The sequence below is a fragment of the Streptosporangium sp. NPDC002544 genome (assembly GCF_040295965.1).
GTDB lineage: Bacteria > Actinomycetota > Actinomycetes > Streptosporangiales > Streptosporangiaceae > Streptosporangium.
In genome coordinates this window covers 280,364-306,024 of sequence record NZ_JBEOWJ010000007.1, presented here as the reverse complement: position 1 = coordinate 306,024, position 25,661 = coordinate 280,364, and the positions used below count along the sequence as shown (strand labels likewise).

Genomic DNA, 25,661 nt, shown 5'->3' with positions numbered 1-25,661 from the left:
GCAACAAGGCCGAAGCAGAAGCAGAGGCCAGGCAGAAGGCCGAAGCAGAAGCCCGACAGAAGGCCGAGGCAGAAGCCCGCAACAAGGCCGAAGCAGAAGCAGAGGCCAGGCAGAAGGCCGAAGCAGAAGCCCGACAGAAGGCCGAGGCAGAAGCCCGCAACAAGGCCGAAGCAGAGGCCCGCAACTGGGCAGCGGCACTCGCGGCGGCACTCAACAAGGCCGAGGCAGAGGCCCGCAACAAGGCCGAAGCAGAAGCAAAGGCCAGGCAGAAGGCCGAAGCAGAAGCCCGCAACAAGGCCGACGCCGACGCCCGCAACTGGATAGCGGTTCCCCACAGGCCCATGGCAAACGGCGGCACCAGCCCCGAGGCCTTCGGCACCGCTCTCGGAAACAAGATCGCGGCCGCCGCTCAGGACAAGGCCGGCGCTGCCACCAGCAAGGTCCCAACAATCAAGCAGCCTATCGACTGCCGCACAGGTGGGGCGCCCGCTTCACCTCAGCACTAAGTACTGCTCTCGTTGATCGTTCCTGCGGTCCAAGTAAGAAGATCACAATAGAAGAGTCGCGGACATAATTGACGATGCGACCCGACCGCCGGATCTGGAGGGCCTGGCCGTCGGCGAAGTCGTCGAAGGAACCGAGAGCGGGCCGATCGTATGGCCGGTGACGAATGACGAATGAGCGCACACCTGTCACCATGCGTGGTGGCGATCATGCGTTGGCTTCGGCACAAGCACCACCGCCACGGATGGAACGACATCCGCCACCGGTTCTGTGACCGTGACTGGAGAATCGCCCACAACGGCATCGTGTTCGTCGGCGCCTTCGGTGTCGCCGTGACACGGTATCGCTGCCACGGCAGGAACATTCCACACCATGACCCCGAGCCCGGCAACTGTCAGCAGTTGCCGGGCTCGGGGTCCAGACAGGTAAAGAGCCCGGAACGGGGGCGTGATCCGGATCAGGTTGGGCGGCCCGCGGGCGGCGACGCTGAGCGCCGCCTCCATCCACTACATGCGTGACGGCAGCCGCCGGGTGCACATCCTGCGCGTCCCGCACGACGGCGCGATCGACGTGACCATCACCCTGAACCACCGACACCCGGAACCACGGATGACGCCGGTCGGGGCTACCCGACGGCGCGCGGCGAGTCGGCCGCCCCCCTGCTCGCCTGTGTGCGTCAGAACTTGATGCGGGCGGCGATCGGCAGGTGGTCGCTGCCGGTGGCGGGCAGGGTCCAGGTGCTGACGGGGGTCGCCGCGCGGGTCATGACATGGTCGATCCTGGCGACGGGGAAGGCGACGGGCCAGCTGAAGTCGAAACCGTCCCGCGCCGGGATCAGGCGTGAGGTGAGGGGGGCCAGGCCCCGGTCGTCGAGGGTGCCGTTGAGATCGCCCAGCAGGATGACCCGCTCCAGCCTCTCCGCGGCGATGGCCCCGCCCAGCGCGACGGCGCTCTCGTCCCTCCGGCCGGAGCCGAAGCCGTCCGGCAGCCGGATGCGGAGCGAGGGAAGGTGGGCGACGTAGACGGCCACGTCGCCGTACGGGGTCCGCGCCGTGGTCCGCAGCCCCCGGCTCCAGTCGCCCTCGATGTCCTTCGGTCTGATGTCCACCGGTCGTGAGTCCGTGAGGGGATACCTGGACCAGAGCCCGACGGTGCCCACGACGGTGCGGTGGGGATGGTCCGGCGCGAGGGCGGCCCCGTAGACCGGCAGCGCCTCGGGGGTCACCTCCTCCAGGGCGACAAGATCCGCACCGGCTCCGGCCAGGGCCCGCGCGGTTCCGGCCGGGTCTTGGTTGTCGTCCGCGACGTTGTGCTGGAGCACCGTCAATTGGGACACCGCCAGATCGTGTGCCGCTCCCCGCTCGGCGGGCGACAGCCGGCCGCCGAAGAGAGCGGCCCAGACCGTCACGGGGAGCAGCAGGGCCACCGCCGCGAGAGCCGAACGCCGCAGCAGCGCCAGAACCCCCAGCAAGGGAACCGCCAGGCCGACCCAGGGCAGGAACGTCTCCAGCAGGCTGCCGAGGTTGCCCACGGCGTTCGGCACGGCGTCGTGGAATATCAGCAGCCCGGCGACCAGCACGGCGAGCGACGCGAGGACCCGCCCGCGCGTCCACGGCGTCCCGGCCTTCCCGCCCGCGCTTCCGGGAAGCGGCTGATGCTCGGTGGACAACGGTCCCATCCTCCCTGACTCCATTGACCTGAACCAAAGTTGAAGTTGAAGACTGATCGCGACGTTCCCACTGACGAAGGAGATCATCATGATTCTGGTTACCGGGGCGACCGGCAAGGTCGGCGGCCAGGCCGTGGCCCAGTTCCTCGGCGCGGGCGCCGCCGTGCGCGCGCTGGCCCGCGATCCCGCGTCCGCCAGGCTCCCGGAGGGCGCCGAGGTGGTACGCGGCGACCTGGCCGACCCCGGCAGCCTGGACGCCGCCCTGGACGGGGTCGACTCGGTGTTCCTCGTCTGGCCGACCCTCGCGGCCGACCACGCGGCGCCCGCGACCATCGAGAGGATCACCGAGCACGCCCGCCGCGTCGTCTACCTCTCCGCGCGCGGCACGTCCGACGCCCCCGGCCAGGACCCGAACTCGATCCTCGGCTCCCACGCCCTCATCGAGGGGCTGATCGAGCGCTCCGGAGCGGAGTGGACGTTCCTGCGGCCCGGCGGGTTCGCCGCCAACACCCTGATGTGGGCCGCCCAGATCCGGGGGACCGGCGTCGTCCGCTGGGTGCACGGCGCGGCCACCAGGCCACTGATCCACGAGCGCGACATCGCCGCCGCGGGGGTGAGCGTGCTCACCGGCACCGGCCACGCCGGGGCGAGGTACGTGCTGACCGGCCCCGAGGCGCTGACCCAGGTGGAGCAGGTGACCGCCATCGGCGAGGCGATCGGCCGGCCGACGCGCTGGGAGGAGCTCGCACCGGAGATCGCGCTGCGCGAGTTGCTCGACCAGGGCTGGCCGGCCGCCGCGGCGGAGGGAATCATCGACGGGCACGCGCGGATGGCGGCCACCCCGGAGTCGACCACCTCCACCGTGGAGGAACTCACCGGAGCACCGGCCACCCCGTTCCGCCGGTGGGTGGCCGACCACGCCGACGACTTCCGCTGACCACCCCCGACCGGCACCACCGCGCCACAACCACTGTGGCCACGAGACAACCATCCCGGCATCCCAGGAGGCGGGACAGCCCGACCGACGGCAGGCCCGAGGCCGTGCGGTATCCGAGGTGGGTCAGTATGGGAGGGTGAGCGAGGATACGAGCGCGCTGGCGAGGCTGGTGGCCGCGGGCGGTGTCGTGGTGCTGAGCGGGGCCGGGATATCGACGGAGTCGGGAATTCCCGACTACCGGGGGCCTCTCGGCTCCCTGGTCCGGCACACCCCGATGACCTACCAGACGTTCACCGGCGACCCGGCCGCCAGGCGACGCTACTGGGCACGGAGCTACCTCGGGTGGCGGGCGATGACCGGGGCGAGGCCGAACAGCGGCCACCACGCGGTCGCGCGGCTCCAGCGGCGCGGCCTGGTGGCCGGCATCGTGACGCAGAACGTGGACGGCCTGCACCAGGCGGGCGGCGCCGAGGCGGTCGTCGAGCTGCACGGCAGCCTGCATCAGGTGATCTGTCTGGACTGCGGTGATTCGAGCCCGCGCGAGGAGCTGGATCATCGCCTGACGCTGGCGAACCCCCGGTTCGGTGCCCGGGCAGGCGCGATCAACCCGGACGGCGACGTCGAGCTGGCGGACGAGGAGGTCGACGGGTTCCAGCTGGTCGGCTGCCGGGCGTGTGACCGGGGGGTGCTCAAGCCCGACGTCGTCTTCTTCGGGGAGACCGTCCCGCCGGAGCGCGTCCGCACGTGCTACGCCCTGGTGGAGCGAGCGCGCCTGCTGCTGGTGCTCGGATCGTCGCTGACGGTGATGTCCGGCCGCCGGTTCGTGCTGCACGCCGCGAAGCTCGGCATCCCCGTGGCGATCGTCAACCAGGGCCCGACCCGCGGTGATGGCTACGCGACGCTCGCCGTCGACGCCCCGCTGGGCACGGTCCTGCCGGAACTGGTCAGGCTCGTCGACGTGCGTGCCATGACCGCCGGTCCGCCCTCAAGATAGGGCGACCGCCTCTCGCCGGAGGTCGCGGCGCGCGGCCGTCCCGCGACCACGGGGAATCCGCGCGCCACGCGCCATGGTCGGTCGCGCGGCCCGGCGACGGCCGGGACCGCCCTACGGCTCCGACGGCCCCAGGAGTGCCCGTACCACGGCGGCGGTGTCGGCGAGATCCTCCAGCACCAGCTCCGCACCGGCCTCCTTCAGGGCCTGGACGTCACTGGAACCGGTGGCGACGGCCACCACCCGCGCCCCACCCTCAAGGCCGGCTAGAACGTCGTTCGGCGTATCCCCGACCAGCACCGTGTTCCGCGCGGTGAAGGACTCCTCGTACTTCCGCGCGGCACGCTGCTGTGCCAGGCCCACCAGCACCGCGCGGTCCTCGTGGTCCATCCCGTAGGCCCCCACCTCGAAGTCCACAAAACCTTCCAGCTCGAACGCCCTGAGCTTGCCGATCGCCAGCGGCTCCATGTTCCCGGTGAGCAGCGACTGGATCACGTCGGCCCGGCCCGCCAGCACGTCGAGCACCTCGCGCACCCCCGCCAGGACCCTGCCCCGCTGCGAGATCTCCGCCTCGTAGACGACGAACGCCTCGGCGAGGGCCGCGACGAAGGAGCTCAGCAGTTTCTCCGACACCTCGACGTCGTGCATCCGGAGCGTCTCCGCCGTGATCGCCCAGTCGGTCCGCCCCGCCATGGCCGCGACCCGCCGCATCGGCTGCCCGGTCACCAACTGGAACGCCTCGGCGTAGATGTCCCTGCCGACCCCGTCGATGCTGACCAGCGTGTGATCGATATCCCACAGCACAAGCGTTCTAAAAGAGCCCATCATCCGAGCCTAGCGAAGCGGGTGCCTCCCCCGCTGGGGGCCTCTCCCGCCGGAAAACCACTGGAAGCCGGGATGCGTGACCTCAGCCAGGCGGTCTGGTCGAGGTTGGGCAGCCGCTCACCTCGTTCATCGCTTGGCCGATGACCTCGGCGGCTGCGAGCGCGGCGCGGGCGTGAACAAAACGGGCAGCAACCATAGGTATCCGCACGGTCACTATATGCTTCCCCCTGTCAGGAGGGGCCGCCCTCGGGGGGATGGGCAAGGTCTCCGCCCGAGGGCGCCCCGGTCGCGCCCGGGAAAGCCGACCGGGGCACCCCTGTCCGGGCCGACGGCCAGTCGCACGCGGGAGGCGGTGCGGGCCGGTCAAGGCCGATCAGTGCGGCACTCACCCCCGGCTGATCCTCGGGCACGGCCACTGTCGGGCGCACCGGGCCGACCTCGATGCCCGCCACGCGGACCCGCGCCATCACCCCCAGGGCAACCGTGAGCAACTGTTCGCCACAAGAAGTCACCTACAGGTAAGGGTGCGCGATCGTGGAACCATTGCCGAAGTCCGCGCCTTTCGGCATTTCATTGCCATGGAACGGTATTGCAGCGATTGCACACGTCGCGCCTTTGATCTTGCGGAAACCGCGAAGAGTTATCGTCCGCTACGAGGCGTGCCGGTATGCCCGCGGGCTTGATTCCTTGGGTTGAGCGTCCGAACTGCGCGTCGCCTCTCATATCCGCTTGAACATTGGACTAAAACATGCGTAAACCGCTTTTGGCGATCGCTACCGCCGCCGTCGGCCTCGGCCTGGCCGCAGCGACCGCTCTGCCCGCCCTGGCCGTCGACACCATCGTCACGTTCTCGATCACGACCGCCGGTCTCACGATCAGCGCGCCGGGGTCAGCGAGCCTCGGCTCGGTGGCTTCCGGCGCTACCAGCGTCTCGGGACAGATCGGTCCGGTCACGGTGACCGACGATCGCGCCACCCTGAACGGCTCCTGGAACGCGACCGCCATCTCCACCGACTTCACCACCGGCGGGGGCACCGGACCCGAGACCATCGGAAACATCAACGTCACGTACTCCCCAGGACCGGCCACCGCCACGACAGGGGAGGGGACCTTCACACCCGGGCCCGGCGGCATCATCAACGTGCCGCGCGTCGCGTTCACCGGTACCGCGCTCACCGGTGACAACACCGCCACCTGGAATCCGACGCTCACCGTGACGATTCCGTCCGCGGCCGTCGGAGGAACCTACAGCGGCACCGTCACCCACTCGGTCGGCTGACCGGAGCCGGCGACAATCGTGCACCTTCGTACCGTCGTTGCCGCGCTGCTGGCGGCCGGGATCCTCACCCCGGCCGCCGGCACGCTCGACAGGTCCGCGCCGGCGGCGGCCTCCTCGCCCGCGGGCGGCATCGGGATCCGCCTGCTCGAAGCACCGGTCGCGGCCCGAGCCGACAAGCGGGCCTGGACCTACATCATCGATCACCTCGCACCGGGTACCGTCATCCACCGGCGGGTCGAGGTGTTCAACACGACCGGCTCGCCCAAGCAGCTTTCGATCTACACGGCCGCGGCACAGATCCGCGACCGGAAATTCCAGTTCGCCGCCGATCACACCGCCAATGAGCTGTCCACCTGGACCACCCTGGACCAGCATGAGGTGATCTTGGCCCCGCAGGGCCGCTCGGCGGTCACCGCGACCATCACCGTGCCCGATGATGCCGCCCCCGGAGAGCGCTACGCCATGATCTGGGCCGAGACGGCCAAGGCCGCGCCACCCGGTGGCGGCGTCGCCCAGATCAACCGCGTCGGCATCCGGCTCTACCTGGACGTCGGCCGCGGCAACCCGCCGGCATCGGACTTCACCATCGACTCGCTGACGGCCCAACGGTCACCCGCCGGTCAGCAGATCGTCCTGGCGCAGGTGCACAACACCGGAGGCCGCGCACTCGACCTGAGCGGCGACCTGAAACTGACCAACGACTCCGGAAGCCTGAGCGCCGGCCCGTTCAAGGTCCAAACGGGCACGACGCTCGCTCCCGGCGACACCGGATCCGTCACCGCCGCCCTCAGCGAGCAGGTGCCCGACGGGCCGTGGCGTGCCCGTATCCGACTGGAAAGCGGGCTGACGAAACGTACCGCCGAGGCGACCATCCAGTTCCCCGCCACCGGGACAGCACAAGCGGTCAAGGCGGAAATGGACATGATCCATTACCCCACGGTGGCACTGGTCGGCGTCGTCCTCGCCGCACTCGCGGCGATCACGTTCCTGCTGATCCGGCGGAAACGCCGTTCGCGCCGGGAACCGAGCAACGCCTGAGACGTCCGCGGATCGGCCGGGAACGTCGACCACACCTCAGTCGACGTCACGCGCCGGCTCCTCCGCGACGTCGTGGTCAGCGCAGGAGGAGCCGCAGCACCTGGTCGTCGAGCGGGACACCGAGCTCACCGCGCCGCTCACGGTAGCGCTCGACGCCTGCCAGCTTGACCTCCTCGTAGCCGCGTACCAGCTCCGCGGCCTCGGCGGCCTGCACCGCGCGGTCGTAGCCGCCCGCGTCGAGGGTCCGGGCCAGCTCGACGACCATGCCCCGGTAGTCGGCCGCCAGCGCGCGCTCAAGCCGGCGGACGTGCGCGAACCCGAACGGGTCCAGCGGCGTACCTCTCAGCACCCGCCCCTTGGCGAGCCCGCGCAGCACCGGCCGGAACCAGGGACCGAGCTTGAGCTTCCTGCTCATTCCCATCGACCGCAGCATCGGCGGGTGCAGGTTGTAGGTGACCTTCGTGGCCCCGGGGAGCTGCCCGGCGACCGGGTCGGTGGCGGGGTCGGTGAGCAGGCGGGCCACCTCGTACTCGTCCTTGTAGGCCCAGAGCCGGTGCGCGCCACGAGCCACCGCCTCGCTGAAGGCCGTCTCCTCACCCACGGCCCGCTCAGCGGTCCACGCGGTCTCGACCAGGTCGACATAGCGCCGGGCCAGGTCCGCGCCGGAGTGCGCCCGCAGTTCCACGGCCCGCAGGCCCGCCAGCCGGGCGGTCTCGCCCTTCAGCGACCGGCCGGCCAGGAACTCGGAGCCGTCCGGGCCACCATCGGCGGCGGCCGGCCGCACCCCGTCACCCGAGACGGCCCGGGCGAACGCGGCCGGGTCGGCGACGCTGACCCGGCCCCAGCGGAAGGCGGCGGTGTTGAGGTCGACCTTCACCCCGTTGAGCGCTATCGCCCGCTCGATGGCCCGCGCGGTCAGCGGCAGCGCACCGGCCTGGAACGCGGCCCCCACGACCAGCAGGTTCGCCACGTCCGTGGAGCCGAACAGCGCCTCGGCGGCGCCGAGCGCGTCCAGCTCGTGCAGACTGGACGTCGAGTTCCGCAGGCGTGCGAGCATCGGCTCGGCGTCCGGGTAGCCGAGCCCGGCGTCGTAGACCATCTCCCCGGTCGGTGTCCGGCTCGTCGAGGCGATCGCGACGGTGCGGTCGGGGTTCGCCAGGGCCAGGTGCTTGGCGTCGGCGCCCACCAGCAGGTCGAACGCCAGCACGGTGTCGGCACCGGCGGTACTGACCCGGTTGGCCGGCTCACCGCCGTCCACCGAGATCCGCAGGTGCGACGTCACCGGGCCCGCCTTCTGCGACAGGCCGGTCTGGTCGAGGCCGGCACTGCGCAGGCCGTCGTGCAGGGCGGCGGTGGCCAGGACCGCGTTGACCGTCACGATGCCCGTGCCGCCGATCCCGGCCAGGAACACGTCGTACGTCGGGCTCGCCACCGGAATGACCGGATCCGCCACCTCGGGCGGCTCGGGTCGCGACCCACCGGGCGCGGATTTGCCAGAGGGGTCGACCCGTACGGTGACGAAGGACGGGCAGTCGCCCTGCAGGCAGGTGTAGTCGGTGTTGCAGGAGGTCTGGTCGATCCTGGTCTTGCGGCCGAGCTCGGTCTCCACGGGCTGCACCGACAGGCAGTTGCTCTTCACCCCGCAGTCGCCGCACCCCTCGCAGACGCTCTCGTTGATGACGACCCGTTCGGTCCGCTCGGCGATCCTGCCGCGCTTGCGGAGCCGCCTGGCCTCGGCCGCGCACTGCTGGTCGTAGATGAGCACGGTGACACCCGGCACGTCGCGAAGAAGTCGCTGCGCCTCGTCGAGCCGGTCACGGTGCCAGACGAGCGTCCCCGGCGCGAACCGGGCCCGCCTGCCGTAGCCGCGGGGCGTCTCGGAGCAGACGATGATCCTGGCCACGCCCTCGGCGTGGAGCTTGCGCGTCAGCGCCGGAACGCTCAGGGCGCCCTGAGGGTCCTGCGCACCGGTCATCGCGACGACCTGGTTGTAGAGGATCTTGTAGGTGATGTTCACCCCGGCCGCCACGCACGCCTGCAGCGCCAGCTGGCCGGAGTGGAAGAACGTACCGTCGCCGACGTTCTGGAAGATGTGCGGCACGTCGGTGAACTGCGCCTGTCCCAGCCACTGTGTCCCCTCGCCGCCCATCTGGGTCAGCGACGTGACCCGCGCGCTCTCCCGGTCGGCGATCGTCACCATGGTGTGGCACCCGATGCCGCCGGCTCCCAGCGACCCTTCGGGAAGCACGGTCGACCTGTTGTGCGGGCAGCCGCTGCAGAAGTACGGGGTGCGGCTCGCCACCGGTGTCAAGGTGAGCGCCATCCGGGGTGCCCGTGGCGGCGGGGCGAGCTCGACCCGGTCGGCGAGCAGCCTGCGCAGCGGCCCGGTCAGCCGGTCGGCGTTCAGCAGTCCCCCGGCGGGCACCAGCGGCCGGCCGTCCGCGTCCCGCTTTCCCAGCACCGCCGGAGCGTCGGCCGAGCCGTACAGCAGGTCGCGCACCTGGCTCTCGACGAAGGAGGTCTTCTCCTCCACGACCAGGATCTGGCGGAGCCCGCGCGCGAACCGCCGCAGGGTGCCGGCCCCGAGCGGGTAGGGCATCCCGATCCGCATCAGCCGGATCCCGGCCCGCTCCAGATCCCACTGGTCAAGGCCCAGGTCGAGCAGGGCCTGGCGCACCGCGTCGTACGTCACGCCGGGCGCCGCGATCCCGAGCCAGGCGTCGGCGGGGTCGACCTCGACGACGTCCAGCGGGTTGGCGGCTCCGAACGCCTCGACCATCGCCCACCGGGGGCCGAACAGGTCGGCCTCGGCGAGCAGGCTGTCGGTCGGGGAGGCCATGGTGCGCTGCCGGTAGGTCCACGGCCGCCCCTCCCACTCGATCCCGGGAACCGCTATGTGCATGTCGGCGAAGTCGCGGTCGACCGTGAAAAGCCCGTCGGCCACCGCGGTGACCACCTTGACGCCGACCCAGCAGCCGGACGCCCGGGACAGGGCGATGCCGTACAGCCCGAGGGCGACCATCTCCTCGGCGTCGCGCGGGTACAGCACGGGCAGCCCCATCGCGGCCAGCGTGCGCTCGCTGACGCACGGCAGCGTGGACGACGACGCGCCGGGGTCGTCACCGGCGAGGGCCAGCACTCCGCCGCGCGGGTCGACACCGTACGTGGACGCGTGCCGGATCGCGTCGCCCGACCTGTCGACGCCGGGTCCCTTGCCGTACCAGAGACCCACCACGCCGTCGTGGGTACGCCGCCCGCTGGGCAGGACGCTCTGGCTGCCCCAGACGGCGGTGGCGCCGAGCTCCTCGTTGAGACCGGGCAGCAGGCGCAGGTCGTCGGACCGCAGACCGGCGAGCGTCTTGTCGAGACCGGCCAGCGGACTACCCTGGTATCCCGACACGAACGTGGCGGTGCGCAGACCGGCCCGCTCGTCGCGCGCACGCTGCTCGGCGACCAACCGGCCGACAGCCTGGACTCCCGTCAGCAGCACCGGGCCGGAACCCGGCCGGTAGCGATCGGCGAGGTCGATGTGGGCACCCGCCCCGACCACAGGATCGGCGGTCTGGGTCATGTGTGCCTCCTTCACCAGAGCTGACGCATATGTCGGTAAATTTGAGGTTAGAGTGGCTGCCACGTCAAGGTTCTGCAGAAATATTGAGCGTCCTGCTCAGTTAACACCCACCACAAACGACGACAGGTGAGCACTGTGACCAGCATTGACCGGCTCGACGCGGAGCTGCTGACCGCCCTGTCCGAAGATCCCCGGGCCGGGACCAGCGAACTCGCGGCCCGGCTGGGGGTCGCGCGGAACACGGTCCAGGCGCGCTACCAGCGGCTCGTCGAGTCGGGGGTGCTGACGGGCTTCAGCGCCCGCGTCGACCTGGAGCGCCTCGGCCTGCCGGTGACCGCGTTCCTGCACCTGCAGCTCGCCCAGGGCACTCTGGGCGAGGTCACCGACACGCTCGGGCGGCTGAGCCAGGTCCTTGAGGTCTGCATCACCACCGGCACCAGCGACCTCATGGTCCGGGTGGCCTCCCGCAGCCACGCCGAGCTGCAGTCGCTGATCCAGGAGGTCCTGGCACTCCGCGGCGTCGTCCGGTCCACCACCGAGATCGCCCTGACGACCCCGGTGGAGTACCGCCTCGGCCCACTGCTGGCGACCCTGACCAGCGACCGGGGCCGCGGCCGCAGCGGCGACCAGCGCCGCTGACCGGCCGGCGCCCGGACGCCGTGGCGGTGCGCGGCACCGGTCCCGCTCTCAGTGCCGGGCCTCCTGGACGGACGGGCGGTGGGCGGCGAGGAAGGTGCGGACCCCGACGTCGGCGTAGTGGTCGAGTTCGGCCTGGGTGTGCTGGGGAGCGCCGTGGAACATGGCCTTGTTCACCGGTATCCACAGCAGCAGGCCGACGAAGTGGTCGGCGGCCAGCAGCGGATCGTCGATCCGGAGCAACCCCTGGTCCGCGAGCCGCTGGAACGTGGTGGCCAGGGTGGCCAGGACGCGCTCGAAGCCCTGCTCGTACCAGGCGGCACCCAGTTCCGGAAAACGGTCGGCATTGGCGATGATCAGGCGCCGCAGCTGGAGCACCTGCGGCCGCATGAGGGCGGTGAGAAACCCGCGGGCGAGCCTGCCCAGGCTCTCCTCCAGGGCCGCGCCGTCGACGGGAACGTCCGTCACCAGGTGAACGATGCCGTCGATCCGACCGGTGGTCGCCAGGATGATCTCGGCGAACAGCTGTTCCTTGACCCCGACCTGTTCACCACCTGACTCCACGAGGCACGCGACCTGGAGCCGCCCACCGGGTGATGCCCCGGGGCCACCGACGGCAACGATCACAAGTCGCGCGACGGGACCGGCGGCACGGCGAGCCGATCCCGACAGCGACGATCACAGGTTGCGCGACGGGGCCCGAGGGTACGGCGGACTCAGCCCTGGCCGGCCTCCCGCGCCACCCGCTCCAGCCGGTTCCGGTACTCCTCCCACCACGACCGGTCGCCCGGTGCCAGGTTGTCGTTCCCCTCCCGCACCCCGGCGGCCCCGTCGATGAGCTCCCGGACGATGTCGGCGTGCCCGGCGTGCCGCTGGATCTCGGCGGTCAGGTGGACCAGGACCCGGTGCAGCGTCGGCTTGTTCTGCCCCTCGGCCCACCACGGCACGTGGCCGGTCTCGTCCAGTCGCAGCGCCTCGATGGTGGCGTCCGCGTGCTCCCACGCCCGCCGGTACAGCCCGACGACATACTCGCGGGACTCCTCGGCGGTGGCCCACATGTCCGCGTTGGGTTCCTCAGCCTCGGGGTCCATGTCCTCCAGGCGACCGGTGGGACCGAACCAGGGCACCTTCTCCTCGAAGTGCCGCCCGAACACGTATCCCAGATAGAGCAACTCGACGCCGATCAGGTGTTTGACCAGCCCCAGCAGGTTGGTGCCGGTCGGCGTCATCGGGCGGCGGACGTCGTACTCCGAGAGCCCGTCGAGCTTCCACAGCAGCGCCTCACGGGCCTGCTGCAGGTACCGGTGCAGATCGGCTTTCAGTTCTGTTTCGGTCATGTCGACCTGTCCTCCTTGGTCGGTGGTGAATGTCAGGGGCTCAGCAGGCCGACGGGGTTGCCGTCGGGATCGATGAACACGGCTATCCGCCCCATCCCGGGCACGCTCTGCGGCTCCAGCCTCCGGCTGCCACCGAGCTTCTCCGCCCGCTCAAGGGCGGTGTCCACGTCGTCGACCGGGAAGTAGACGACGATCCCGGTGTAGGGGCTGTCCGGACCGGCCTGGCCGATCCCGCCCGCCGGTCGGCCGCCCTCCCCGCCCACCAGCGAGTAGGTCTCGTCCAGCACGTTCATCGGCCAGCCGAACATCTCCTGGTAGAAGTGTCGCGCTCGCGGTGCGTCGGGAGTGGAGATGTCGAACCAGCCTGGCACGGGATGGTGGGTCATGGGAATCCTCCTGGTGGGTGCGGCCGTACTGCCGTCGAAGAGGAGACCTCCACCGTGAGGCAGAATCATCGCCTGTGAGCGAAGTTTCTTCCGCACGGACCGAGGACCCCGACCTGGCGCGGGCACGCGACGGCGACAACGCCGCCTTCACCCGCCTCGTCGAGCCACTCCGCCGGGAGTTGCACGCCCACTGTTACCGCATGCTCGGCTCCACCCACGACGCCGACGACGCCCTGCAGGACGCCCTGCTGCGGGCGTGGCGAGGGCTCGCGCGCTTCGAGGGCCGTAGCTCGCTGCGCTCGTGGCTCTACACCGTGGCCACCCACACCTGCCTGGACACCGTCGAACGCCGCGGCAGGCGGGCGATGCCCGTCGACCTCGGCCCGTCCAGCGACCACGCCGTGGTCGGCGAGGCCCCGCTCGCCGACGTCGCCTGGCTGGGCCCCTACCCCGACGCGGGCCTCGCCGAGGGGCCGGCCACCCCGGACGCGCGCTACGAGCAGCGCGAAGCCGTCGAGCTGGCCTTCGTCGCCGCCCTGCAGCACCTGCCGGGCAACCAGCGGGCGGCGCTGCTGCTCTTCGAGGTCCTCGGCTTCTCCGCCGCCGAGATCGCCACCACGATGGACACCAGCGTCGCGTCGGTGAACAGTGCCCTGCAGCGAGCCCGCCGGATCGTCGCGGAGAAGGTCCCCTCCCGCAGCCAGCAGCGGACCCTGCGGAAGGTCGGTGACGCGCGCCTGCGAGAGATCGTCGCCGGGTACTCCTCCGCGTTGGAAAGCGGCGACGCCGACGCCCTGGTCGCGCTGCTGACCGAGGACGTCACCTGGTCGATGCCGCCGCTGGCGCACTGGTACCACGGCCTGGCAGCCGTCACCGACTTCGCCGTACGGGTCCCGATCACCGCCTGCCCGGACTGGCGGCACCTCCCGACCAGCGCGAACGGCCAGCCCGCCGTGGCCTCCTACGTCTGGTACGACGACCTCGGCGCGTACCTCGCCTGGGCGCTCAACGTGCTGACCCTGCGCGGCGACCGCATCTGTGAGATCACCTCGTTCATCGGCCCCGACCACTTCGTACCCTTCGGACTGCCCGCCTCGCTGCCCCTCAGAGAGCGCGATACATGACGTGCAACCCGACATAGCCCTTCGTCGGGTGCAGAAAACCCTCCGGCACCGTGCCCAGCACCTCGAAGCCGAGCGATCCGTACAGTTTCACCGCGTGCGCGTTGGTCTCCACGACCGCGTTGAACTGCATCGCGCGGAAGCCGGCCGCCCGCGCCCACTCCAGCGTGTACGCGCAGAGCGCCCGGCCCACGCCCTGCCCGGAACACGCTGGATCGACCATGTAGCTGGCGCTCGCGACATGCGAGCCGTTGCCCGACTGGTTGTTGTTCATCTTCGCCGTGCCCAGGACCTTCCCCGCGTCGTCGACGGCGACGACCGTACGGTTCGGCGGCGGCAACAGCCACCAGTCGCGCCCGGTGTCCCGCCCGAGGTCGGTCGGGTAGGTGAAGGTCTCACCGGCGGTGACGATCTCATGAAAGAACGGCCAGATGGCGGGCCAGTCCTCAGCGGTGGCTTCCCTGATCAGCATCCGCATATGGTGCCGGTTGGGATGCGGAGCCCGCCAACCCTTTTCGCCCGCGCCTCGGGCAGGTGCACAACGGCGATCAAGCCGATCGGCACGATCACCTCCGGGCTTGTCGATCGACAGCGGGGCGGTGTTGGTGGTGGTGGTGTCGCCGGGGGCGGGGCCGTAATCAGTCAGGTGGTCGCCCACCTGCGGGCTTCCAACGCCGATGCCGAGGGCGGGCGATCATGACTCTGCGGCATCCGGCCGTACGCCGCCCGACCAGGCGGGGCGGCGTCTCAGCCCGTCCATGCGAACTCGCAAAGATCGAGTAAGCACACCAGCGCCCACAACAAGAGGGTGACGGTCCTTTGCTGTGCTCCTGCCCGCACGTTCAGCCCCCGGCTCCTCGACCGCAAAATACTTGCTATATTGCGCAACTATATAATCAATAGTCGCGGAAGTAGGCATGAGCACACACATCCCGGTTCGGCGGCGTCAGACACCCGGGGCCGTTCGGCGCCGGCGGCGTCGGCGGCGTGTGCGCAGCCCGGTTCCGGTCGTCGTGCTGGTGGTGGCGTCACTGATCGCCGTCCTGGCGGCCGTGGCCGGATGGACCTATCTCCGGCTGAACGCGAGCATCAACACGTTCGACGCGGAAGGCGTCGACGATGATCGGCCTGCGGCGAACGTCGCGGGCCGGAACATCCTGGTGCTGGGCTCGGATTCACGTTCGGGCGACAACAGCAGGCTCGGCGGCGGGCGCGGGGATGTGGGGCGCTCGGACACCGCGCTGCTCGTGCACGTCTACCGCGATGGCAAGCACGCGGTGGCGGTGTCGATCCCGCGTGACACGCTGGTGGACATCCCCCGCTGCCGGCTCCCCAACGGCACCTGGACCGTGCCGCAGACCAACGTGATGTTCAACGCCGCCTTCGCAGTGGGTGCGACCGCGAAGGGCAACCCGGCCTGCACCCAGAACACGGTGGAGAAACTGACCGGCCTGCGGGTCGACCACACGATCGTGGTCGATTTCGAGGGCTTCTCGAAGATCACCAAAGCCGTCGGCGGTGTGCCGGTCTGTCTGCCCAAGAACGTCTATCAGGGCGACCTCAACCCCAACCGCGGGGCGCGTGGCCGGCTGCTGTTCGCCAAGGGCCCGCAGACGGTGTCCGGGCAGAAAGCCCTGGACTATGTCCGTATCAGGCACGGCATCGGCGACGGCTCCGACATCGGCCGGATCAAACGGCAACAGGCCTTCATCGCCGGCCTCATCAAAAAGGTGCGGGCGCAGGGCCTCGATCCGGCCACCCTGCTGCCGCTCGCGGAGGCGGCCGCCGCCTCCATGACGGTCGATCCGGGGCTGGGTTCGGCCGACAAGTTGCTCTCCTTCGCACTGGCGATGAAGGACATCGACCTGCACAACACCAAGTTCATCACGCTGCCCTGGCGATATCAGGGCGCCCGGGTCGCCGTCGTGCGCCCCGACGCCGACCTGCTGTGGGCGGCGCTCAAGGCGGACCGCACTCTCGACGGCATCGACGCCAGCGGCAAGGCCAAGCCGACCTCGAAGCCGACCCCTCCGGTCTCCGGCACCGGGATCAGCCTCGCCCTCTACAACGGAACCACCATCACCGGCCTGGCCGCCCGCGCCGCCACCGAGCTCAAGGCCTCCGGATTCACCGTCACCGCCGTTGGCACCGCCGCTTCCCAGCACTACACATCAACCATGATCCAGTACGGCCCGGCCGCGCGGGAACAGGCACAGACCCTCGCGCGGGTGTTTCGAGGCGCGAAACTCCAGCCCGTGACCGCGGCCGGCATCACGGTCATCCTGGGCACGACCTATGCGAGCACCGCCACCGCCGGCCCGACCGTGCCGCCCTCGACCCTCAACGGCAAGGCTCGCTCGGCCGACGACGATCCCTGCTCCAATCTGTCCTACGGCTGAGCACCAGCAACGCCCCGCCGTACAGCATGACCACGACCGCGAGCAGCAGGTGGTAGGTGATCGGCAGCGCGGTCATGCCGAGCAGGGGGGCAAGCGGCGAAAGCGGCAGTAGCAAGGCCACCGCGGTCAGCGCGCCGGTGGCCACCCACAGCGGGCGGGAGACCCGCCTTCTGGGACGGAGCAGCAGCATGACCAGTGCCTGGGTGAGCAGGTTCTCGATGAACCACCCCGTGTGGAAGGCGGCCTGGCCGGTGGCCTGGGCGGCCTCGGGTACGACCCACGTCAGCACGGCGAACGTGGCCAGGTCGGCAAAGGCGTTGAGCGCGCCGAAGACGGCGATGAAACGCAGAATGTCGCGTCGCCGCAACCGGAACGGGCGGCGCAGGGCGGCCGGATCGGCCCGGTCGAACGCGAACGCCAGCTGGGCGGCGTCGAAGCACAGGTTCTGCACCAGGACCTGCGCGGGAAGCATGGGCAGGAAGGGCAGCAGCAATCCGGCGCAGAGCATCGCGATGACGTTGCCGACGTTGGAGGACAGGGCGACCCGCAGATAGGTGACGATGTTGCCGGTGCTGCGCCGCCCGGTGACGATCGCGTGGTCGATGGCGGTGAGGTCCTTCGCGGCCAGCACCACGTCGGCGGCTTCACGGGTCACGTCGACCGCGTCGCGCGGACAGATGCCCACGTCGGCGGCGCGCATGGCGGGCAGGTCGTTGACGCCGTCACCGAGGAACCCGATCGTGTGCCCGGCGCTCCGCAACGCCCGTACCAGGCGCGACTTGTGCTCGGGGGTGCAGCGCGCGAAAACGGTCGCCCGCTGGGCGACCTCGGCCAGGGCCGCGTCGGAGAGGCCGTCGAGCTGGCTCGCGGTGACGACCGTGTCGGAGGGCAGCCCCAGCTCCTGGCAGACACGAGCCGCGGTAGCCGGATGGTCACCCGTGAGTACCTTGATCGTGACGTTGCGCCGGGCGAGATGGGCCAGCGCGTCCGCCGCCTCCGGCGCGAGCTCGTCGAGCAGTCCGACGAAGCCCACCAGGGCAAGGCCCTGATCCTCGCCGGGGTGGTACGAGGCGAGTCCGACGGCGAGCACGCGCAACCCCTTGTCGGCCAGCTGCTCGGCGGTCAGCTGGGCGCGCTGCCTCGCGGCGGGATCAAGGGCGCAGCGTTCCAGCACGTTCTCCACGGCGCCCTTGACCACCAGGAGGTTCGTCGCCGGGCGCGACGGGTGACGCACGATCGCGGTCGAGACGCGGCGCACAGGATCGAAGGGGAGCGCGTCCACCCCCTCGTACTCGCCGAGATCCTGCTCGGCCGCCAGGATCGCCTCATCCAGGGCATCCGGCGTCGGGAGATCGGCCAGGTGGAGCGTCCAGAAGCTGTTGACAGCGGCCCAGCGCAGCACCTCGGGATCGGAGCGGCCGTCCGGATCCACCGAGCAGTCGACCACGGGCCGGTCCTGCGTGAGAGTGCCCGTCTTATCTGTACACAGGACATCGATCGCCCCCACATCGTGCAGGGCGGAGAGCCGTTTGACGATCACGCCCTGGCCGTGTGCGAGGACGGCCGAACCTCTCGCCAGTGCGGTCGTGACGATGACGGGCAGCATCTCGGGCGTCAGGCCGACCGCCACGGCGACCGCGAACGGCAGCGCCTCCAGCCCCCGGCCGCGGAGAACGGCGTTGGCCACGAGGGCGAGGGGCGGGATGAGCAGCATGAGCCGGACCAGAATCCAGGAGATCCCGTTGACCGAGCCGTCGAAGGCCGACAACCTGGCCCCGGACTCCTGGTAGGCACCGGCGAACCTGGTGTCGGCTCCGGTGGCCACCACCAGTGCGAGGGCGCTGCCGGTGGCCACGCTGCTGCCGTGCCAGCAAAGGTGCTCCTGATCTCCCCCGCCGGGAACGTCGATGGCCTGCTTGGCCACCGGGACGGACTCACCGGTCAGCGCCGCCTGGTGGATCGTCAGCCCGCTGGATCGCAGGAGCCGGACATCGGCAGGAACCAGATCCCCGGGGCCCAGTTTGATCACGTCGCCCGGCACCAACTGGTCGACGGGTACTTCCCTGTCCACGGGTGTGGTGTGCTCGTCGAGTCGCCGCCGCACAGTCGCCGTGGTGGCCACCAGCTTTCGCAGCGCCGCCGTCGAACGATCTGCCCGGTACTCGCCGTTGGACCGCAGCACGCAGCTGACAACGACGAGGATCACGATGACGCAGGCCGCGCCCCACGAGGCGATGACCGCGGACACCAGCCCGAGACAGAGCAGCACCAGCGTGAACGGATCGCGCAGGCTGCGTGCCAGCCACCACCAGGAAGTGACGCGCCGGGGTGGGTGGGTGTTCTCACCGCGCAGTAGCAGACGCGCCTCGGCATGGGCCTCCACCAGCCCGCGGGGGCCGCTTTCCAGCCGCCGCAGCACCTCCAGCCGGGTGAGCTCGGCAACAGCGGCGAGAGGGAGCCCGTCGTCCCGCAGATCTTGGGGCGCGGCTGTCGGCGCCTCAGGCGCCCAGACCACGGACACGCCTCAATGACCCCGGATGGCCCGCCCGTTCGGCGAACCGCCCCACCAGCCCTTGGACCGTGGCCACCACGTCCTCGTCGTCGATCAGGTACACCACTCGGCGCCCCTCGCGCCGCGACTTCACCAACCCGGCCAGCTTCAGCTTCGCCAGGTGCTGGCTGACGGCGGGCAACGCGCCTCCCACCCGTTCCGCGAGCCCGCTCACATCGCTCTCGCTCTGCGCCAGCGCCCAGACGATGTGCAGCCGCGCGGAGGAGGCCAGCAGCCCGAATGCCGCGGCGGCCTCGGACAGCACCTCGGGGGACGGGTCCTCGATATCGCCACCGCTGGTCGCCACTGTCGCTCTCCCGTCCACCTGGTCCCGCAGGGGGACCAGTCTAGGCATGACGAACCCGGACCGCCGTCAGGTGACGGGCTTGTCCCTGGACTCGGCGGCGGACTGAGCCCGCAGCCGGGCGGCCTGCTCCTCAAGCCGCCTGGCCTGCTCCTCCACCGTCAACTGCCCCTGGGTCACGGCGGCCGGCGGTTCCTGGTCCTGGCCTTCCTGCGTGACCTCGGCCTTGAAGATGCGCAGCGATCGACCTACCGAACGCGCGGTGTCAGGCAGCTTCTTCGCGCCGAACAACAAGACCGCGGCAGCTGCCACGACCAACCAGTGTGCCAGGCTGAGTGATCCCATCGGCCCGTCCTTTCCACGCAGGTATCCGGTGATGACGCCAGAGTACGACACAATCGGATTGCGCAAGCAAGCAAGTGTCTTCTGAGGCCGGAATGATCAAGGAAGCCCGGCTCGGTGCAGGCTGCCGGGGTAGCGCCGGCCGGTGCGCAGGATCGTTCTGCCGGTGATCTCGCTGGGGCCGACTGCGCCGCCGACCTCATTCCTGCCGCGTATCGCGGGCATCACGTGGGGACGGCTCCACGACCGGCTCGCACAGGCCGGCTATCGAAATCGCTCATCGGCCGCCAGCGATCACCGGCACATCGTGTCACCCACAGGCGGGCCGGTAGCTCTCGCCCGGCGCGTAAAGACCCCACTCCTCCGCCGACAGCGACCCGCCCGCCACCGAGCACGCGAACCCGAGCGGATCGGCCGGCCTTTCCACGTTCCAGAGCCGTACGCTCGCCTCCCGCCCGGCGGTCACCAGCCTCCTGCCGTCCGGGCTGAAGGCGATCGAGAAGATGAAGTCGCCGTGCCCGGTCAACGGGACACCCTGGGCCCGGCGGGTCGCCACGTCCCAGAGCAGGACGGAGCGATCCCCGCCGCCGCTGGCGAGGGTCCGGCCGTCCGGGCTGAAGGCCAGCGCGAAGATCTCATCGTTGTGCCCGACCAGGGCGCCGCCCGCCGGACGCCGCGTCGCCACGTCCCACAGCCGCACCGTGCCGTCATGGCTCGCCGTGGCCAGCAGCCGCCCGTCCGGGCTGAAGGCCAGCGCTCGGATCGTGCTCAGATGGGTGGAGACGAGAGTCGCCCGGAGCCGGTGCGTCGAGACGTCCCAGAACTGGACATCGGTCGCGTTCACGGTGGCCAGCATCCGGCCGTCGGGACTGAAGGCGGCGGCGAACACGAGGTCCTTCTGCCGGGTCGGCAGTGAGGCCCGCAAGGTCCTGGTCGCCATATCCCAGAGCAGGATTTTGGTGTCGTCGCCGGTGACCAGGGTCCGGCCGTCGGGACTGAAGGCGATCGCCCGGACGTCACCGGTGTGCCCGCGTAGCGGAGCACCGAGCGGCCTGTGCTCGGCCGTGCTCCACAGCAGCACCGCGCCGTCACTCCCGGAGGCGGCCAGCGTCCTTCCGTCAGGGCTGAGGGCGACGCTCGGCAATGCGGCGCCCAGCTTTCCCGGGAAAGCCGGTCCGAGCGGCCTGCGGCTCGCGACGTCCCAGAGCCTTGCCGAGACACCGGCGGTGGCCAGCGTTCTTCCGTCGGAGCTGAAGACGGCGCTGTTGGTCTCCTCCCCGGTCTCGATGATGTCGGTGTGGCTGTGCCGCGCGTCCCAGAACAGGAGGTCGGCCCCCATCGCCCCCGCGAGGGTGCCGCCATCGGGGCTGAAGGTCACGGACTTGATGTCTCCGGCCGGGGCGGTGAGCAGGCTTCCCCTCCGCCTGCCGCTCGCCGCATCCCAGAGCTGGACCTTGTCCGGTTCGTTGGGCTCGTCCCAGCTGGTCGTGACAAGCGCGGTGCCATCGGGACTGAACTTGACCGCTTCGAGGTTTCCGGTGAATCCGTTGAGCGCGGAGCCGACCGCTCGGCCCGTCCTCGCCTCATGAACGCGGACCGGTCCCTCCAACCTGCCCACCGCCAGGTGTTCGCCGTCGGGACTGAAAGCGGCCTCGCTGCCGGCGATCACCGCGACCCTGCGCAGGTCCTTCATCCTCCAGATGGTGACCGATCCCGAGGGAGCGCCCACGACGGCCAGGTGGACACCGTCCCCGCTGAAGATGACCTCTTTGGCGAAGACACCGGCGACGGCGTCGAAACGAGTGTCGACGCTCTTTCGCTCAAGATCCCAGAACACGAGCTGAGAGGGTGTCGCCACCGCCAGTGTCCTGCCGTCACGGCTGAAGGCCAGATCAATGGCCGAACCGATGGGGATTCCCACATCCCCGAGCGATTCATGGGTCGCCATGTCGAACAGCCAGATCCCGTTCCCGATCGCCAGCGCGAGCGTCCCGCCATCGGGGCTGATCGCCAGCTCATCGACGACCGGTCCGGACAGTCCGGTGCCCGAGGGACGCCGGGTCGCGGTGTCCCAGAAGCGGACCGTGCCGTCGTTGACGGCGATGACCAGGACCTTCCCGTCGGGAGCGTAGGCGAAGGCGGTGATCCTGTCCTTCTGCTCGGGCAGCTTCCCCCGGTAGGGGCGGCGGTAGACGTTGAGAAGGCCGAGTTCCGTCTCCGGGATCGGGGCGGTCCGGTAGGCGGCCGCGGCGAGGCGGGCGGAGAGGGCGGGATCGGCGGCGCCGAGGAGCTCACTCTGGGAGGCGAGCAGACGGGCGGTGGCGAGGGTCTGCTCGTGCTCGGCCACCTCGGCAGCCCGGACGGCGACCAGGGTGGTCAGGGCGATCACCGCCACCAGCACGGCGGCGGTGACCGCCAGGGCTCGGCGTACCAGCACGGTCCGGCGCCTGGTGGCGTCGGCGGCGGCGAGGAACTCGGTGGCGACCTCGCCCAGCGCATGGGCCTCGGACGTCCAGCTCGGCCTGGCGGCGTGGACGGCGGCCAGCTGGGTGCCCCGGTAGAGGAAGGACGGGTCGCGGTCGCTGGACGCCCATTCCTCGGCGTCGGCGGTGAACCTGCCGTAGAGGGCGAAGCTCGACAGGTCGCCCTCCAGCCAGTCACGCAGCCGGGGCCAGGCGTGCAGGAGCACGTCATGGGCGAGCTGCGCGCTGTCGGCGTCGAGGACGACCAGACGGCGCCGGGAGAAGACCTCCAGGACACCGGCGACGTCCTGCGATGCGGTACGCGGGATCGGGCGGCGGGCGAGCACACCGTCACGGCCGACGAGGGTGAGACTCCGCAGCAGGTCACGGGCCAGCTCACGTTGTGCGGGCGAGAGGCCGGCGTAGGCTTCCTCGGCGCTGGTGGCGACCGCGCGGCGCACTCCCCCGGTCTTGGCGTAGCCCCGGCTGGTGAGCCGGTCGCCCTCCCGGTGCTCCCAGATCGTCAGCATGGCCTGGGAGAGCAGCGGAAGGACCCCGATGTCGTACCCGTCCGAGGGAGAGCCCAGCTCGGCGAGAATGACGTCGACCAGGCCGGGTTCGATGGTGAGCCCGGCGGCGTCCGCGGGTCCGGTGATGGCGCGCCGCAGTTCGGTGCCGCTCATCGGGCCCACGATGAACGGACCGCGCCGGAGCGCGGCGGCCAGCAGCGGATGGGCCGCGCAACGGTCGACGAAGTCGCCGCGCACCGCGAGGATCACCAGGGCGGCGGCGGGTTCGGTGATCGCGTCCAGCGCGGTGAGGAAGGCCGACCGCTCCGCGATGTCACCGCCGAGAGAGAAGATCTCCTCGAACTGGTCGAGGATCAGTACCAGCCGGGCGGGGACCGGCCGGTCCTCGCGCCGGGCGTTCACCTCCAGCGCCTGCCGCACCAGCAGGTGGGCGTGCCGCGGATCGTCGGTCAGGCTCCGCAGGACCGACGGGGCGTCGAGCCCGGCCAGTCCGGCCAGCAGCGTGGCCAGCCGGGAGAGCGGGGATCGCGTCGGCTGGTCGATGACGTACAGCGGCCAGTCACGCGTCTCCTCGGACAGCTCACCACGGCCGATCGCCGGGACCAGGCCCGCGCGCAGCAGCGACGACTTGCCCGCGCCCGAGGCTCCGGTCACCACGACCAGCCCCGGGCCGGTCAGCCGCTGCGACAGGGTGCTGACCAGCTCGGCGGTGATCTCCTCGCGGCCGTGGAACACCTCCGATTCGGACTCTCCGAACGGCAGCAGCCCCCGGTAGGGCGAGCCGTGCGTCCAGCGCACCGGGTAGCCGTCCACGCGGTCCGAGCGGGTCCGGCGCTCGATCACGGAGACCTGTTCCAGCAGCAGGCGGGTGTCGGTGGCCTGCCGGTACTGAAGACCGACCGCCATTTGGAGATCGGCACTCTGCCGGTCCACCGACTCGCGGATCAGCCGCAGCCGCTCGTCCAGTTCGGCCGGCACGAACCCGAACTCGGCGAACTCGGTGCCGAGCGCGGCGAGGCCTGCCGCCAGGGCCGCCTGGAGGTCGCGGTCGCCCGACCGCACCGCCTCCTCGACCGCGACGCCGACCGCGTCGATCTCGCGAAGGACGCCCGCGATCTCCGTGCGCAGTGTCTCCGCCCGGTGGCCACCCTCCTCCAGCACCTGCTGGACGCCCCGCTCCAGTTCGGTGGCGAGGTCCTGCGGCGAGGGCCTGTCACCGAGCCGTTGGACTCCGGCCTTCACGATGTCGGTCAGCACGTTCCCGCCGACCGCCGTCACCGCGCCGACCGCCGCGCTGACCAGGGCCGCCCCACCCATGCCCGCGGTGATCAGCGGCCCGAACGCACCCGCCGCCAGCACGCCCAGCAGGACAGGCGACGACCAGCGGTGGGCTCCGCCGCCCGCGGCCCGGGCCAGCGCGGCGATCCGGGCCCGTACCCCGTCCCGCATCAGTCCCGAGGAATCCTCCACTTCCTCAATGTCACCCGGGGACCGCCAGGAAAGCCCACATCTCCATCGATCGCGATCGATCCGTGACGTCCACCCCGAAGACCCGATATTTCCGGCCTGGAGGTTGGGCCATCGCCACGCCTCCGGCTACCGCGGTCGTACTGTCCGGAAGAACTGCCGGATGTCCGAGACCAGCAGGTCCGGGGCCTGGAGTGAGGCGAAGTGGCCGCCGCGGGAGTGCCGCGACCAGTGGGTGATCGTGTTCGACAACTCCGCCAGCCCGCGGATCGCCCGGTCTCCGGGGAAGTTCGCCACACCCGTCGGGACCGGTGCGGGCTCGGGACGTGGGCCCCACGACTCCGGTCCGGCCTCGCGGTAGAGCCGAGCGGCCGATCCCGCGGTCGCGGTCAGCCAGAAGATCGTGACGTTGGTCAGGATGACGTCGCGGTCGACGGGGGTCTGCTCGGTCCGGGCGGGGTCCCAGTCCACGAACCATTCCAGGTTCCACGCGAGCTGACCGGCCGGGGAGTCGTTGAGCGCGTACGCCAGGGTCTGCGGCCGGTTGGCCATCTGGGTGGCGTAGCCGGAACGGCCGTACCACCACCTCTGGTTCTGCCCGGCCTGCTCCCGGTCCGCCGCGGAGAGCGCGTCCAGTTCGCTGGGATCGACCGCTGTCGCGGCGTTGGCCAGCGCGTTGACATGGACGCCGATGACGTGCTCCCGATCCGCCCGGCCGATCGCCGGGGAGATGATGCTGCCGTAGTCGCCGCCCTGAGTGCCGTAGCGGTGGTATCCCAGCCGTCGCATCAGCTCGGCCCAGGCCCGCGCGGTGCGGTTGATCCCCCAGCCGGTCTCCCGCGTCGGCCCGGAGAACGCGAAACCCGGCAGTGACGGGACCACGACGTGGAAGGCGTCCGCCGGGTCCCCGCCGTGTGACCGCGGGTCGGTCAGCGGCCCGAGGATGTCCAGGAAGTCGTACACCGTGCTCGGCCACCCGTGAGTGATGATCAGCGGGGTGGCGTCCGGCTCGGGCGAGCGTACGTGCAGGAAATGGATGTTCTGCCCGTCGATCTCCGTGGTGAACTGCGGGACCTTGTTGAGGCGGGCCTCGTGCTCCCGCCAGTCGTAGCCGGTGCGCCAGTGCTCGACCAGCTCGATGAGGTGGTCCCTGTTCACCCCGTAGGACCAGCCGACGCCGGGCAGTTCGTCCGGCCAGCGGGTACGGGCCAGCCGGTCCCGCAGGTCGTCGAGTTCTGCCTGCGGGATATCGATGCGGAAGGGCGTTTCTGTGCTCATGCCGCCCACCCTCCGCCCTGTATAGGACAGCTCC

Annotated in this window: 21 protein-coding genes; 8 read left to right on the top strand and 13 right to left on the bottom strand. The window is 70.6% G+C overall.

From position 1 onward, the window contains the following. On the top strand, nt 1-506 hold a 506-nt coding region (locus tag ABT061_RS13470; RefSeq protein ID WP_350916061.1), incomplete at its 5' end, for a cell envelope integrity TolA family protein. Between the two features lie 674 nt (nt 507-1,180). Here the strand turns inward: ABT061_RS13470 and ABT061_RS13465 are convergent. Beyond that, nucleotides 1,181-2,173 carry an endonuclease/exonuclease/phosphatase family protein gene (locus ABT061_RS13465; protein ID WP_350916059.1) on the bottom strand — a complete coding sequence of 331 codons (993 nt, stop codon included), beginning with the start codon at nt 2,171-2,173 and terminating at the stop codon, nt 1,181-1,183. Nucleotides 2,174-2,261: 88 nt separating this feature from the next. Here ABT061_RS13465 and ABT061_RS13460 point away from each other — a divergent pair, with 88 nt between their 5' ends. Then, on the top strand, nt 2,262-3,110 hold the full coding sequence (locus ABT061_RS13460; protein WP_350916058.1) for an NAD(P)H-binding protein: 849 nt from the start codon (nt 2,262-2,264) through the stop codon (nt 3,108-3,110). A gap of 136 nt (nt 3,111-3,246) precedes the next feature. After that, nucleotides 3,247-4,104: an NAD-dependent protein deacetylase gene (locus ABT061_RS13455; protein ID WP_350916056.1), complete on the top strand. Its 858-nt coding sequence runs from the start codon at nt 3,247-3,249 to the stop codon at nt 4,102-4,104. Nucleotides 4,105-4,215: 111 nt separating this feature from the next. On the opposite strand, the gene ABT061_RS13450 is transcribed toward ABT061_RS13455, so the two are convergent. Together ABT061_RS13450 and ABT061_RS13445 are read right to left on the bottom strand one after the other, a co-directional pair. Continuing rightward, on the bottom strand, nt 4,216-4,905 hold the full coding sequence (locus ABT061_RS13450; RefSeq protein WP_350916054.1) for an HAD family hydrolase: 690 nt from the start codon (nt 4,903-4,905) through the stop codon (nt 4,216-4,218). A gap of 251 nt (nt 4,906-5,156) precedes the next feature. Next, the gene (locus ABT061_RS13445; RefSeq protein WP_350916052.1) at nt 5,157-5,417 is read right to left on the bottom strand and encodes a hypothetical protein; all 261 of its coding nucleotides are present in this window, start codon (nt 5,415-5,417) and stop codon (nt 5,157-5,159) included. A gap of 257 nt (nt 5,418-5,674) precedes the next feature. On the opposite strand from ABT061_RS13445, the gene ABT061_RS13440 reads away from it, so the two are divergent. Continuing rightward, entirely contained in the window at nt 5,675-6,205 is a 531-nt protein-coding gene (locus ABT061_RS13440; protein ID WP_350916050.1) for a hypothetical protein, read from the top strand. Between the two features lie 18 nt (nt 6,206-6,223). Beyond that, entirely contained in the window at nt 6,224-7,243 is a 1,020-nt protein-coding gene (locus tag ABT061_RS13435; RefSeq protein WP_350916048.1) for a peptidase, read from the top strand. 76 nt (nt 7,244-7,319) lie between these two features. On the opposite strand, the gene ABT061_RS13430 is transcribed toward ABT061_RS13435, so the two are convergent. Then, on the bottom strand, nt 7,320-10,814 hold the full coding sequence (locus tag ABT061_RS13430; RefSeq protein ID WP_350916046.1) for an indolepyruvate ferredoxin oxidoreductase family protein: 3,495 nt from the start codon (nt 10,812-10,814) through the stop codon (nt 7,320-7,322). Between the two features lie 135 nt (nt 10,815-10,949). On the opposite strand from ABT061_RS13430, the gene ABT061_RS13425 reads away from it, so the two are divergent. Continuing rightward, nucleotides 10,950-11,453, top strand: coding sequence for an Lrp/AsnC family transcriptional regulator (locus ABT061_RS13425; RefSeq protein ID WP_350916044.1), 504 nt, complete (start codon nt 10,950-10,952; stop codon nt 11,451-11,453). Nucleotides 11,454-11,501: 48 nt separating this feature from the next. On the opposite strand, the gene ABT061_RS13420 is transcribed toward ABT061_RS13425, so the two are convergent. From ABT061_RS13420 to ABT061_RS13410, 3 genes are all read right to left on the bottom strand, one after another. Then, the gene (locus ABT061_RS13420; protein WP_350916042.1) at nt 11,502-12,014 is read right to left on the bottom strand and encodes a TetR/AcrR family transcriptional regulator C-terminal domain-containing protein; all 513 of its coding nucleotides are present in this window, start codon (nt 12,012-12,014) and stop codon (nt 11,502-11,504) included. A gap of 152 nt (nt 12,015-12,166) precedes the next feature. Continuing rightward, nucleotides 12,167-12,787, bottom strand: coding sequence for a DinB family protein (locus tag ABT061_RS13415; protein ID WP_350916040.1), 621 nt, complete (start codon nt 12,785-12,787; stop codon nt 12,167-12,169). A gap of 32 nt (nt 12,788-12,819) precedes the next feature. Beyond that, nucleotides 12,820-13,173, bottom strand: coding sequence for a VOC family protein (locus ABT061_RS13410; protein WP_350916038.1), 354 nt, complete (start codon nt 13,171-13,173; stop codon nt 12,820-12,822). Between the two features lie 74 nt (nt 13,174-13,247). Here ABT061_RS13410 and ABT061_RS13405 point away from each other — a divergent pair, with 74 nt between their 5' ends. Then, nucleotides 13,248-14,297 (top strand): sigma-70 family RNA polymerase sigma factor, encoded by a 1,050-nt coding sequence (locus ABT061_RS13405; RefSeq protein WP_350916036.1) that lies wholly within the window; start codon nt 13,248-13,250, stop codon nt 14,295-14,297. Here the strand turns inward: ABT061_RS13405 and ABT061_RS13400 are convergent. Then, nucleotides 14,278-14,952, bottom strand: a complete 675-nt coding sequence (locus tag ABT061_RS13400) for a GNAT family N-acetyltransferase (RefSeq protein ID WP_350916034.1) — start codon at nt 14,950-14,952, stop codon at nt 14,278-14,280. The genes ABT061_RS13405 and ABT061_RS13400 overlap by 20 nt on opposite strands. Nucleotides 14,953-15,283: 331 nt before the next feature. On the opposite strand from ABT061_RS13400, the gene ABT061_RS13395 reads away from it, so the two are divergent. Next, the gene (locus ABT061_RS13395; protein ID WP_350916032.1) at nt 15,284-16,693 is read left to right on the top strand and encodes an LCP family protein; all 1,410 of its coding nucleotides are present in this window, start codon (nt 15,284-15,286) and stop codon (nt 16,691-16,693) included. Here ABT061_RS13395 and mgtA read toward each other — a convergent pair. From mgtA to ABT061_RS13370, 5 genes are all read right to left on the bottom strand, one after another. Further along, nucleotides 16,635-19,208, bottom strand: coding sequence for a magnesium-translocating P-type ATPase (mgtA, locus tag ABT061_RS13390; protein ID WP_350916030.1), 2,574 nt, complete (start codon nt 19,206-19,208; stop codon nt 16,635-16,637). The two genes, ABT061_RS13395 and mgtA, sit on opposite strands and share 59 nt — an antisense overlap. Continuing rightward, complete coding sequence (locus tag ABT061_RS13385; protein ID WP_350916028.1) at nt 19,192-19,599, bottom strand: ArsR/SmtB family transcription factor; 408 nt, start codon at nt 19,597-19,599, stop codon at nt 19,192-19,194. Before ABT061_RS13385 ends, mgtA begins: the two co-directional genes overlap by 17 nt. 18 nt (nt 19,600-19,617) lie before the next feature. Next, the gene (tatA, locus tag ABT061_RS13380; RefSeq protein ID WP_350916026.1) at nt 19,618-19,893 is read right to left on the bottom strand and encodes a Sec-independent protein translocase subunit TatA; all 276 of its coding nucleotides are present in this window, start codon (nt 19,891-19,893) and stop codon (nt 19,618-19,620) included. Between the two features lie 307 nt (nt 19,894-20,200). Then, the gene (locus tag ABT061_RS13375; protein WP_350916024.1) at nt 20,201-24,352 is read right to left on the bottom strand and encodes an nSTAND1 domain-containing NTPase; all 4,152 of its coding nucleotides are present in this window, start codon (nt 24,350-24,352) and stop codon (nt 20,201-20,203) included. A 126-nt stretch (nt 24,353-24,478) separates the two neighbouring features. Beyond that, nucleotides 24,479-25,627, bottom strand: a complete 1,149-nt coding sequence (locus ABT061_RS13370; protein WP_350916022.1) for an epoxide hydrolase family protein — start codon at nt 25,625-25,627, stop codon at nt 24,479-24,481. Nucleotides 25,628-25,661 lie beyond the last annotated feature (34 nt).

Coding starts and splice junctions, on each gene's coding strand:
- ABT061_RS13460 (WP_350916058.1), top strand. CDS start 2,262: ATGATTCTGGTTACCGGGGCGACCGGCAAGGTCGGCGGCCAGGCCGTG.
- ABT061_RS13440 (WP_350916050.1), top strand. CDS start 5,675: ATGCGTAAACCGCTTTTGGCGATCGCTACCGCCGCCGTCGGCCTCGGC.
- ABT061_RS13430 (WP_350916046.1), bottom strand. CDS start 10,814: ATGACCCAGACCGCCGATCCTGTGGTCGGGGCGGGTGCCCACATCGAC.
- ABT061_RS13415 (WP_350916040.1), bottom strand. CDS start 12,787: ATGACCGAAACAGAACTGAAAGCCGATCTGCACCGGTACCTGCAGCAG.
- ABT061_RS13410 (WP_350916038.1), bottom strand. CDS start 13,173: ATGACCCACCATCCCGTGCCAGGCTGGTTCGACATCTCCACTCCCGAC.
- ABT061_RS13385 (WP_350916028.1), bottom strand. CDS start 19,599: ATGCCTAGACTGGTCCCCCTGCGGGACCAGGTGGACGGGAGAGCGACA.
- tatA (WP_350916026.1), bottom strand. CDS start 19,893: ATGGGATCACTCAGCCTGGCACACTGGTTGGTCGTGGCAGCTGCCGCG.
- ABT061_RS13370 (WP_350916022.1), bottom strand. CDS start 25,627: ATGAGCACAGAAACGCCCTTCCGCATCGATATCCCGCAGGCAGAACTC.